The sequence below is a fragment of the Micromonospora inaquosa genome (genome assembly GCF_003857055.1).
GTDB classification, from domain to species: Bacteria; Actinomycetota; Actinomycetes; order Mycobacteriales; family Micromonosporaceae; genus Micromonospora; species Micromonospora inaquosa.
In genome coordinates this window covers 1-11,702 of the sequence record NZ_QGSZ01000402.1, presented here as the reverse complement: position 1 = coordinate 11,702, position 11,702 = coordinate 1, and the positions used below count along the sequence as shown (strand labels likewise).

6 protein-coding genes are annotated in these 11,702 nt (G+C 74.5%); all 6 read left to right on the top strand.

The features are described from left to right. Positions 1-2,495 (top strand): non-ribosomal peptide synthetase (locus DLJ59_RS35820; RefSeq protein ID WP_124778539.1); only part of this gene is annotated, 2,495 nt, incomplete at its 5' end. Next, on the top strand, positions 2,488-4,743 hold the full coding sequence (locus DLJ59_RS35815) for a beta-ketoacyl synthase N-terminal-like domain-containing protein (RefSeq protein WP_124778538.1): 2,256 nt from the start codon (positions 2,488-2,490) through the stop codon (positions 4,741-4,743). The genes DLJ59_RS35820 and DLJ59_RS35815, both read left to right, overlap by 8 nt. Beyond that, positions 4,743-5,009: a phosphopantetheine-binding protein gene (locus tag DLJ59_RS35810; RefSeq protein ID WP_124778537.1), complete on the top strand. Its 267-nt coding sequence runs from the start codon at positions 4,743-4,745 to the stop codon at positions 5,007-5,009. The genes DLJ59_RS35815 and DLJ59_RS35810 overlap by 1 nt, the downstream gene beginning before the upstream one ends. Further along, the gene (locus tag DLJ59_RS35805; protein WP_124778536.1) at positions 5,009-8,422 is read left to right on the top strand and encodes a non-ribosomal peptide synthetase; all 3,414 of its coding nucleotides are present in this window, start codon (positions 5,009-5,011) and stop codon (positions 8,420-8,422) included. The genes DLJ59_RS35810 and DLJ59_RS35805 overlap by 1 nt, the downstream gene beginning before the upstream one ends. Continuing rightward, positions 8,419-11,301, top strand: a complete 2,883-nt coding sequence (locus DLJ59_RS35800) for a type I polyketide synthase (RefSeq protein ID WP_124778535.1) — start codon at positions 8,419-8,421, stop codon at positions 11,299-11,301. Before DLJ59_RS35805 ends, DLJ59_RS35800 begins: the two co-directional genes overlap by 4 nt. Beyond that, positions 11,298-11,702: hypothetical protein (locus DLJ59_RS35795; protein ID WP_148097001.1), on the top strand; the 405-nt coding region annotated here is incomplete at its 3' end. The genes DLJ59_RS35800 and DLJ59_RS35795, both read left to right, overlap by 4 nt.

The window sequence follows — 11,702 nt, the reverse complement described above, 5'->3', positions numbered from 1 at the left end:
GCGTGACGCTGTTCGCGGTGACGCTCGCCGCGTACGCCTCGGTGCTGTCCCGGTACGCGCGCCAGGACGAGGTGGTGGTCGGCGTTCCGGTGGCGAACCGGATGGACGACGCCGAGGAGCGCCTGGTCGGATGTCTGGTCAACACGCTGCCGATCCGGCTCGACGTGTCCGGCCGGCCGAGCTTCACCGAGCTGGTGGACCGGGCACGACGGACCAGCATGGCGGCCTTCGCCAACCAGGACGTGCCGTTCGAGCAGATCGTGCGGGCCACCGTGGGGGAGCGGCAGCTCAGCCACGCGCCACTGTTCCAGACCTCGCTGACGGTGCAGAACTTCCCGTTCGCGTTCCCCGAGTTCGCCGGGGTACGGCTGACCGAGGTCGATGTCGAGATCGACGTCACCAAGTTCGACCTGGGCCTGACCCTCGACGTCTCCACCGACGTGCCGTTCCTGCGCGCCGAGTACAGCACCGAGCTGTTCACGGCGGAGACCGTCGGCACGCTGCTCACGCACTACCTGACGTTCCTGCGGTCGATCGTCGACGAGGAGCAGCAGGAGCCGTCCATGGTGGACGAGGCCGAGCGGGCGCAGCTCACCGAGGGGGTGAACCCGCCGCTCGCGTCGGCGCCGGTCACGCACCCGTCGGTGCTGCGTCGCTTCGCCGACCACGCGGCGGCGACCCCGGACGCGGTGGCCGTACGCCACCGGGACGTCGAGATCACCTACGCCGAGCTGGACCGGTGGGCCGGGCGGATCGCGGCGGGCCTGGCCGACCGCGGTGTCCGCCCCGGTGTCCGGGTGGGGCTGCTGCTCGGCCGTTCACCGGCGGTCGTCGCGGCGATCCTGGGCGTGTGGAAGCTCGGCGGCGTCTACGTGCCGCTGGACCCGGACTACCCGCGCCAGCGCCTCGAACTGATCGCCGCGAACGCCGGGATGGCGGTGCTCGTGGTGGACCCGGAGACCGCAGAGTCGGCCGCGGCGCTCACCCGCGACAGCGGGACCCCCCTGGCCGACGCGCACACCCTCGACGGAATCTCCGTGCTCGAGGAGACCTTCCCCGGGCCGGACGACCCGGCGTACGTCATCTACACCTCCGGCTCGACCGGCGTACCCAAGGGGGTCCTGGTCGGGCACGGCGGCCTGGACGCGCTGAACAGCCCGACCCCGGCGGGCCTGGACGTCACGGCCGCCGACGTGTGGCTGGCGGCCAGCTCGTTCTCGTTCGACGCATCGGTGTGGGAGATGTGGGGCGCGCTGACCACCGGCGCCCGGCTGGTCATCGCCGACCGGGTCGACCTGGTGGACCGGGAACGGCTGGCCCGGCTGGTGCGTCGCGAGGCCGTCACCGTGCTGTTCCAGACCCCGGGCGCGCTCTACCGGTTGCTGCCGCCGTACCTGCGGGCGCTCGACCCCGACGAGGCCTCCCGCATCCGCTACGTCGTCCTCGGCGGTGAGGCGCTGAGCTGGTCGCGGCTGGCGTCGCTGATCGCGGACGCCCCGGGTCTGCAAACGGTGTTCGTCAACATGTACGGCATCACCGAGGGCACCATCCACGTCACGATCTTCCAGGCGTCGGCCGCCGACGTGCCCCGGGTCCCCGAGGGTGCCATCGGCGTGCCGTTGCCGTCGGCGCGCTGCTACGTCCTCGACGAGGACCTGCGGCCGACCGGCCTCAACGTGCCCGGCGAGCTGTACTGCGGCGGCGCGCTCGTTGCGCACGGCTACCTGGACAACCCGGAGCTGACCGAGGCGCGGTTCCCGCCCGACCCGTACGGCGGCGGGGTCATGTACCGCACCGGCGACGTGGTGAAGTGGGGTCTCGACGGGAGCATGGTGTACCTCGGCCGCAACGACACGCAGGTGCAGTTGCGCGGCTACCGCGTCGAGCTGGCCGAGGTGGAGGGCGCCCTGCTCACCCACCCCGCGGTGCGGTCGTGCGCCGTGGCCGCCGAGGACGACGAACTCGTCGCGTTCGTGGTCCACGGGATCGGCCCGGACGCCGAGCACGACCTGCGGGCGCACCTGCGCGAGACACTGCCGGCGTACATGGTGCCGTCGCGGATCCTGACCGTGGCGACCATCCCGCTCACCGCGCACGGCAAGGTCGACCTTCCCCGCCTGCTGGCCGACAGCCGCGCGGCACGGGCGGCCACCGCGCCGTCGCGGCCACCGGCCGCAGTGGTCGGCACCGGGTTGGAGGAACGGATCCGGGCCTGCTGGGTCGAGGTGCTGCGGCGGCCCGACGTCGGGCTGCACGACAACTTCTTCGACCTGGGCGGCCACAGTTTCGCGCTGATCGCGCTCCAGCAGCGGATGTCCGAGGAGGGTCTGGACGTCTCGGTGACCGACCTCTTCCGCTGCGGCACGATCGCCGGCTGCGCGGCGGCGCTCCAGCACACCGCGCCCGTCGTCGCGGACCCCAACGCGGCGCAGCGCCGCCAGGGCCGCGCCCTGCTGGCCGACCGGCGGCGCAGCGTGGGAGCCGGCCGTGGCTGAGCCGGACGAGAGCGCCGCGGTGGCGGTGGTCGGCATGGCCATCCGGGTCCCCGGCGCCGATCGCGACCTGGACCGGTTCTGGCGACACGTCCACGACGGCGTCGACGCCGTCACCGTCTTCACGCCCGAGCAGCTCGTCGGTTGGGGCGTACCCAAGGATCTGGTGGAACGTCCGGGCTTCGTGCCGGCCCGCGCGGTGCTCACCGACGCGGACCGCTTCGACCACCGGCTGTTCAGCTACTCACCGTCGGACAGCGCCCTGATGGACCCCCAACAGCGGATTCTGCTGGAGTGCGCCTGGGCGGCCCTGGAGCACGCCGGCCACCCGCCGGTCGCCGCCGACGGCAACCGGGTCGGGGTGTACGTCGGCACCGGGCTCAACGTCTACCTGCTGGACAACGTGTGGCCCAACGAGCGCGCGGTCGAGGCGGCCGGTGGCCTGGGCGTGATCATCGGCAGCGACAAGGACTTCGCCGCCACCCGGATCGCCTACAAGCTGAACCTCCAGGGGCCGGCGCTGACAGTGCAGACCGCCTGCTCGACGTCGCTCGTCGCGGTGCACCAGGCGACGCAGGCGCTGCTCACCTACGACGCCGACGTGGCACTGGCCGGCGCGGCCACCGTCGCCCCGCCGACCCGGCGCGGACACCTGCACGAGCCCGGCGGCATCTTCTCCGCCGACGGTCGCTGCCGCGCCTTCGACGCCGCCGCCGACGGGACGGTGCCGGGCGACGGAGCGGGCGTGGTGGTGCTCAAGCGCCTCAGCGACGCGCTGCGCGACGGCGACACGGTGCACGCGGTGATCCGTGGCTCCGCGGTCAACAACGACGGCGCCCGCAAGGCCGGCTTCACCGCGCCCGGTCCGACCGGTCAGGCCGCCGTCATCGCGGCGGCGTTGGAGGTGGCCGACGTCGACCCGGACACCGTGGGCCTGGTCGAGACGCACGGCACCGGCACCGCGCTCGGCGACCCGATCGAGGTGGCGGCGCTGCGGCAGGTGTTCGACTCCGCCCGGCCCGACCGGGCGCCCTGCGCGCTGGGTGCCGTCAAGTCGGTCGTCGGACACCTGGACACCGCCGCCGGGGTGATCGGCCTGATCAAGACGGTCCTGGCCCTGACGCACCGGACGATCCCTCCGATCGCCCACCTCCGTACGCCCAACCCGGCGATCCGACTGGACGGCTCGGTGTTCGAGCTGCCGACGACCGCCCGACCCTGGGCGCCTGTCGACGGCGTACGCCGCGCCGGGGTGAGCGCCTTCGGCATCGGCGGCACCAACGCCCACGTAGTGCTGGAGGAGGCCCCGCCAATCGCGGCCCGACCCCGCCGGCACGTCCCGCAGCTCGTCCTGGTCTCTGCGAAGACCGCCGCGGTGGCGCAGGAGAGCCTGGACCGGGTCACCGCGTTCGCGGCGGGAACCGCCCCCGGGGACCTGGCCGACCTCGCGTACACCCTGCGGACCGGCCGCGCCGAGCTGCCCTGGCGGGCCGCCGTCCTGACCGGCGTGACCGACGGGGTCGCCCGGCTGCGCAAGGTCGACGCGACGGCTCGGGCGCGCGGGGTGGCGCTGCACCTCACCGGGGCCGGTGCGGTGACCGGCAACCGACCCAACTACGACGCCGACCCGGTGTACCGGCGGACCGTCGACGAGGGCGTCGCGCTGCTGCGTGGCCACGACCTGGACGATTCGGTCCGGGAACGCGGCGACCGGCTGCTGGCCTGCGTCGGCCTGACCCGGTCGCTGCGCAGCCGGGGCGTCACTCCGCGCGCCCTGGCCGGTGACGGCGTCGGCGCGGTGGCCGCCGCCGTCGTGGCCGGGGTGATGTCGCTCGCGGACGCGCTGGCGCTGCTGCGCGACACCGACGACTCCGGGGTACGCCTGCACCCCGCCGCTCTGCCCCTGCTCATCGACGGGCGGCCCGACGACAGCGCCTTCTGGCGGGCCGCCGCCCTTCGCCCCCCGACGTCGACGCCGCCCCCCGACGCGCCCGACCAGGTGCTCTGGATCGAGGTCGGCACCAGCGTCACCCCGCACCTGGACGCCGACCAGCCGGCACTTCCCGCCAACCGGCACGCCCGACTGCTGGCGACCGTCGGCGCGCTGTGGCAACTGGGTCTCACCGACGCCTGGGATCCCGTGCACGACACCGGCCGCCGCCGGCTGCCCGCCCCCACCTACCCCTTCGCGGCCACCCGGCACTACCTGGACGCACCCGGAGCCGACCCGACCACAGAGAGGCGACACTGATGCGCGACGTACACGACCGGACCTGGGTGGCCGAGTTCGAAGAGCTGTGGATGGAGGTACTCGGCGTCGACACCGTCGACGACGACGACGACTTCTTCGACCTCGGCGGCCACTCGCTAAGCGCGCTGCGGCTGAGCACCCTGATCCGCCAGGAACTCAACCTCGCGGTGATGTTCGGCCACGTGCTGGAGAACCCCCGCCTCGCCGACCTGCGCAAGGTCGCGAGCGAGGTGCCGCGGGAGCGCCCGGCGGCGGAGACCGCCTGATGGTCGCCCCCGACCTCGCCGCCTGGGCGCCGCTCGCCGCACGGGTGCTCGGCGGCACCCCCGAGCAGGTCCGCGCGGTGGCCGCCACCGAGTCGTTCGTCGCCCTGGGCGGCACCTCGCTCCAGGCCATCGCCCTCGTCGCGCTGGGCCAACGCGAGCTGCGGGCGGACGTGGACAGCGCCCGCCTGCTGTCGGCGTTGCCGCTGGCCCAGGCCCTCGCCGGCGCCGTGGACTTCGTCGACACCGCGCCACCCGTCGTCGCGCGGCGGCCGGCAGAGCGGGAGCTGCTGCCGGGTCAGCGGTCCATGCTGGCCGCGCACCTGCTGGACCAGGACGCGCCGTACCACCTGATGTTCACGGTGGAGGCGGACGGACCCCTCGACCCGGACCGGGTCCGGTGGGCGCTGCGCGAGCTGGCCACCCGACACGAGGCGCTGCGGACACGCTTCGTGCGCGACCCCCGCCAGGCCCGGATCGTGCTGCCCGCGCCCTACGAGCCGCGCCTGCTGCACCAGACGCTGCCCGACGACGACGCGGTGCGCGCCGTGCACGACCTGTACGGCCCGGCCGCCGCGCGTCTGCTGCGCCCCTTCGCGCAGCCACCCGTGGTGTTCGTACTGACCCGAACCGGCCGGCGTGACCTGCTCACCATGCTGGTGCACCACACGGTCAGCGACGGCTGGAGCGTCAAACTGTTCGCGCGGGAGTTCGCCGAGTTCTACGCCGGGGACGGCCCGGCCGAGGCGGCCCCGTCGCCGGACTGGGTCGGCACCCGGCTCGCCGCGCAGGAGTCGTCCGGCGCGCTGGAGTCCGCCCTGACCCGGGTCACCGCGCGGCTGGACGGGGCACCGTGGACGGTGACGCTCCCCACCGACCTGCCGCCGGTCGCCGAGGTCGACGGGCGGGGCGCCCGACTGCGCTTCCACCTGGACGAGACGGCGGCGCAGGCGACGACCGGGTTGGCCCGGGAGTGCGGGGTGACCGTCACGTCGGTGGCCCTGGCAGCCTGGGCGTTGACAGTGTCCCGCCGCGCCGGTCTGGACGACCTGGTGCTCGGGGTGCCGGCGGCGGGCCGGTTCGAGGCGGGCATGGACCGCCTGGTGGGCCTCTGCACCCGGGTCGTCCCGGTCCGCTGCGCGGCGACCGACGACAGCACCGTCCGGGAGTTCGTCCGCGGGATCGCCGACGCCCTGGCCGCGGCGGTCGCCGACGCCGACGTGCCGTTCGAGAAGGTCGTCTCCGCGCTGGGCGCCGGCACCGACCCGGGACGGAACCCCCTGGCCCAGCTCGGCTTCGCCGCCCACCACGAGCTGGTGCCCGACGAGCTGGTGGTGGGCGACCGTACCTGGCGGGTGCACGAGAGCCACTGCGGCGGCGCGGTGTTCGACGCCCTGCTCTACCTCCAGTCGTGGTCGGATCGTCCCCGGTTCGCGCTGGAGTACGCGACAGCCCTGCTGACCGCCGCCGACGCCGGGGAACTGGTCGAGTCGTTCCAGGCGGCGGTGCGGGAGTTGGCCGCCGACCCGGACGCGACAGTGCGGGACGTCACCACCCTCTCGGCGGGTCAGCGCGCCCGGTTGCGCGAGCTGGGCTCGGGCGGGACGTACGACACCGCCGACGACGTGTGGCACCGGTTCGCGGCGTACGCGGAGTCGGCGGGCGAGCGGTCCGCGCTCGTCGACGCGCACACCGGGCTGACGCTCACCTACCGGGACCTGCACGACGCCGCGGTCGAGCAGTCCCGTCTCCTGCACGGCCACGGGGTGCGTGCCGGCGACGCGGTTCTCCTGGAGGTGCCCCGCTCGGCCGCCGAGGCGGTAGCGGTGCTGGGCGTGCTGCGACTCGGCGCGCACTACGTGGCCGTGGACCAGCACGCCACCGCCGAGTGGCGTACCCATCTGGCGGCGACCGTCGCGGCGCGGGCCCGCCTCGGTGTGGGCGAGCCCTGGCCGGGAGTCGTCGACTGCCCGCTCGTCGATCCGCGGACGCCCGTCGGGGCAGACCCGGTCGAGGCGGCGCCGACCGACCCGGCGCGCACCGCGTACGTCTCCTTCACCTCCGGTTCGACGGGCGTGCCCAAGGGCGTCGTCGTGCCGCACCGGGCGGTGCTGCGACTGGCCGACGACCCGGGGATGTTCGCCGAGCGGCCGGGCATGCGGATGCTGCGGCTGTCCCCGCTGGCGTTCGACGCGTCCACCCTGGAGCTGCTGGTGCCCCTGGCCACCGGCGACACGGTGGTGGTCTTCCCGCCGGACGACCCGACGCCACGCGGGCTGGCCGACGTCCTGAGCACCGCCGGGGTCACCCACGCCTGGCTCACCTCGGGCGTGTTCCACCTGGTCGCCGACCACCGTCCGGACGCGTTCGCCGGGTTGCGGCAGCTGTTCACCGGCGGGGGAGTGGTGTCACCGCCGCACGTGCGCCAGGTGTTGCGCGCCTGCCGGGGCCTGCGCCTGACCAACGGGTACGGCCCCACCGAGAACACCACCTTCACCACCACGTACTCCGTCGAGCACACCGACGCGACACCCGACCCGCTGCCGATCGGTGCTCCGGTGCACGGCACCGACCTGTCCGTCGTCGACGCGTCGGGTCGTCTCGTCCCACCGGGCGCCGTCGGCGAGCTGCTGGCCGGCGGCACCGGTCTGGCCGACGGGTACCTGGGCGACCCGACGAGGACGGACGCCTGCTTCGTGCGCCACGACGGGGAACGCCGTTACCGCACCGGGGACCTGGTGCGCTGGGGCACCGACGGCCACCTGCGCTTCCTGGGCCGCAACGACCGCCAGGTGAAGATCGCCGGACACCGGGTGGAGCCGGTCGACGTCGAGCGCCGGTTGCGGGCGCAGCCGGGCGTCCGCGACGCCGTGGTCTTCCCCACCGGTGACCCGGCGAGCGGGGTACGCCTCTGCGCGGCGCTCAAGCCCGACCCGGACGGCGTCGACGTGGCCGCCGTGCGTCGCGCGGTGGAGCCCGACCTGGCCCCGTACGCCCGGCCGCAGCAGTGGGTGACGGTGACCGAGTTCCCGCTGGACCGCAACGGCAAGGTCGACCTGCGGGCGCTGGGAGCGCTGGCCCAACCGACAGCGCCACCGGAGACCTCGACAGCGCCACCGGAGACCTCGGCCGCGCCGGCCCGGGTTCCCGCCCAGCGCTCGGCGTCGCTGGCCGAGTTCGAGGAGCTGGTGACGGGCGCCTGGGTGGAGGCGCTGGGCACCGACGACTTCGACGTCGACGAGGCGTTCTTCGACGTCGGCGGTGAGTCGCTGCGCCTGGCGATCGTGCGCCGGCTGCTCCAGGAGCGGTTGGCCGGCCGGACCATCCCGCTCACCGACCTCTACCGCTTCCCGACCGTCCAGACGCTGGCCCAGCATCTGCACGCACAGACCCAGAGAGCAGGCGCACCCTCATGAACGACGACATCGCGATCGTCGGCCTGGCCGGTCGGTTCCCCGGCGCCGCCGACGTCTGGGAGTACTGGTCGAACCTGCTCGCCGGGAAGACCACCGTCAGTGCGCTGACCCGGGGCGAGCTGCTGGCCGCCGGGGTGCCCGCCGACCGGCTCGACGACCCGGCGTACGTGCCGGCGCGCGGGGTCCTGGCCGACCCGGACCTGTTCGACGCGGCCTTCTTCGGCATCACTCCGCGGGAGGCGGAGACGATGGACCCGCAGCACCGGCTGCTGATGCAGACGGCGTGGGCCGCGCTGGAGTCGGCGGGGCTCGCCACCGAGCGGCCGTTCGGTCGGGTCGGCGTCTTCGCCGGGGCCGGGTTCAACTACTACGCGCTGCACCACGTGTTCGCCCAGCCCGACGTCGTGGAGTCGCAGGGGCTGCTGTCAGTCGTGCTGGGCAACGAGAAGGACCACCTGGCCGCGAAGATCGCGTACCGGCTGGACCTGGGCGGGCCCGCCATCACCGTGCAGACCGCCTGCTCGACGTCGCTGGTGGCGGTGCACCTGGCCTGCCAGAGCCTGCGCGGCGGCGACTCGGACGTGGCGCTCGCCGGTGGCGCCTGCGTGGCCGTGCCGCAGCAGGCCGGGTACCTCTACGAGACGAAGGGCATCATGTCGCCGGACGGCACGTGCCGGCCCTTCGACGCCGCGGCCGACGGCACCGTGCCCGGCAACGGGGTCGCCCTGGTGGTGCTCAAACGCGCCGAGGACGCCCGCCGGGACGGGGACACCGTGTACGCCCTGATCAAGGGGTCGGCGGTGAACAACGACGGTGGGATGAAGGTCGGCTACACCGCGCCGGGCATCGCCGGGCAGGTCGACGTGCTGACCCGCGCGTACGCCTCCGCCGCCGTCGACCCGGCGACCGTGGGCTACCTCGAGGCGCACGGCACCGCCACCGAGGTCGGCGACGCCATCGAGCTGGCCGCGCTGACCGAGGTGTTCCGCAGCGGCGAGCGACAATGCTCGATCGGCTCGGTCAAGGCCAATGTCGGGCACCTCGACGCCGCCGCCGGTGTCGCCGGTCTCATCAAGGCCGCGCTGGCCCTGCACTTCCGGCAGATCCCCCCGCTCGCCGGCCTGAAACAGGCCCGGCCCGAGCTGCTGGACGGGTCGACACCGTTCACAGTGGACACCGTCGCCCGTCGGTGGGAGGCCACCGGTGGCCCGCGCCGCGCGGCGGTCAGCGCCTTCGGTCTGGGTGGCACCAACGCGCACGTGGTGCTGGAGGAGGCCGACGGCCCGGTCCCGCCGGAGCCATCGGCCGCCGACGGCCCCGCCGAGCTGATCGTGCTGTCCGCGCGGACCTCGGAGGCGGTCCGTGAGGCCGCCGAGCAGGTGCACGAGTACGTGCGGCAGCGCCCCGACCTGTCCGTGCGGGACGTCGCGGTGACGGCGCAGACGTACCGCCGGCAGTTCCCGCACCGGTTGGCGGTGGCCGCGCGGGACGTCCCGGCGGCGCTCGCCGGGCTGCGCCGGGCGCGGGTGTGCGCGGCGGCCCGCCGACCCCGGGTGGTGTTCCTGTTCCCCGGGCAGGGCGCCGAGTTTCCCGCCATGGCGCGGGGCCTCTACGACCACTACCCGTCGGTGCGGGCCGACCTCGACCACGGGGCGGAGCTGCTGGCCCCGGTCCTCGGGCTGGACCTGCGGGACGTCCTCGTCGACGACGACCCGCACGGTGTCGTGCACCGCACGGACGTCACCCAGCCGGCCCTGGCCCTGTACGAGGTGGCGCTCGGCCGGCTGCTGCTGTCCTGGGGCGTCCGTCCGGCGGCGATGATCGGCCACTCGGTTGGTGAGTTCCCGGCCGCCGCGCTCGCCGGTGAGCTGGCCGACGACGACATGCTGCGCCTGGTCGCCACCCGGGGCCGGCTCATGCAGGACGCCCCGGAGGGTCACCTGCTGGTCGTGCTGGCCGGGCCGCGCACCGTGGAGGAACACCTCGCGGGCCTGGACGACCTCGACATCGCCGCCCGCAACGCTCCGGAGGTCACGGTCGTGGCCGGACCGCCGGCCCCGCTCGCCGCGTTCCTCGAACGCCTGGACGCGGCCGGGGTGCCCTGTCGGGCGCTGCCCGCGCAGCGCGCCTTCCACACCCGGATGATGGCCGACGCGGCCCGGCTGCTCGGCGTCGAGGCCGACCGGGTGCCCCATCGACCCCGCACCCTCCCGGTCGTCAGCAGCGTCGACGGCGCGCTGCTCGACACCGGCCAGGCGCGTGCCGAGGGCTACTGGGCGGCACAGTTGCGCAGCCCCGTGCGCTATCACGACGCCCTGCTGACCGCGCTGGAGCTACCCGACCCGGTGCTCGTCGAGGTCGGTCCCGGCACCGCGCTGACCAGCATGGTCCGGCAGACACCGCAGGGACGGGGGGTGCCCGGGTTCGCCATACAGCCGCGACCGACGCCGCGGGCCGACGCCGCCGACGTCCTCGCCGGGCTCGGTGGACTGTGGACGGCCGGGGTGACGGTGGACTGGCCGGCGGTGCGCGGCGACACCCCGGCGCGGCGGGTGGCGCTGCCCACGTACCCGTTCGCCCGTACCCGCCACTGGCTGGAGGCGACACCGCCACCGGCCCCGGACACCGCCGAACCGCCGCCGCCTCCCGCGGCTACCGGGGAGAGCACGGTGGTGAGCGAGATCGTGGAGCTGTGGGGCCGGTTGCTCGGCTCGCCCGACATCGGGCCGGACACCGACTTCTTCACCGTCGGCGGTGAGTCCCTGCTGTTCATCCGCATGGTCAACCAGGTGCAGCGCCGCTTCGCCGTCCGCATCCCGATGGAGAAACTGTCCGCGCGACCCACGCCGCGCGTCCTGGCCGAGCTGGTGACCGCATGACCGACCCCACCGACCTGGCACACGCGGCAGCGGTGGCGGCCGTGCTCGCCCACCGCCTCTCCGGCGCGACGTCGGTAACGGTGCGCGGCCCGCACGGCGACCACACGCTGCGCGTGCACCCGGACACCACACTGACCGAGGTACGCGCGCAGACGCGGACACCGTCACCCGAGCTGTCCCCGGTGGACGTGGTGCTGGTGACACCCGGCCCACCGGGCGAGGCGGCGGGAACGGTGGGCCCGGTGCCGGTCTGGCTCCCCGGCGACCACTGTCATCCCACCCACCTCCAGGAACGACTGGACACCCTGAGCGGATGGCTCACCGCCCACCCCGACCGCCCGGTGCGCGAGGCGGTGCTCGTCGGTCCCCGGGAGCGGGCCACCCTGCTCGCCGGCCGGTTC

Bases quoted from the DNA above. Each gene is read 5' to 3' on its own strand.
- DLJ59_RS35810 (WP_124778537.1), top strand. From the start codon at position 4,743: ATGCGCGACGTACACGACCGGACCTGGGTGGCCGAGTTCGAAGAGCTG.
- DLJ59_RS35805 (WP_124778536.1), top strand. From the start codon at position 5,009: ATGGTCGCCCCCGACCTCGCCGCCTGGGCGCCGCTCGCCGCACGGGTG.
- DLJ59_RS35800 (WP_124778535.1), top strand. From the start codon at position 8,419: ATGAACGACGACATCGCGATCGTCGGCCTGGCCGGTCGGTTCCCCGGC.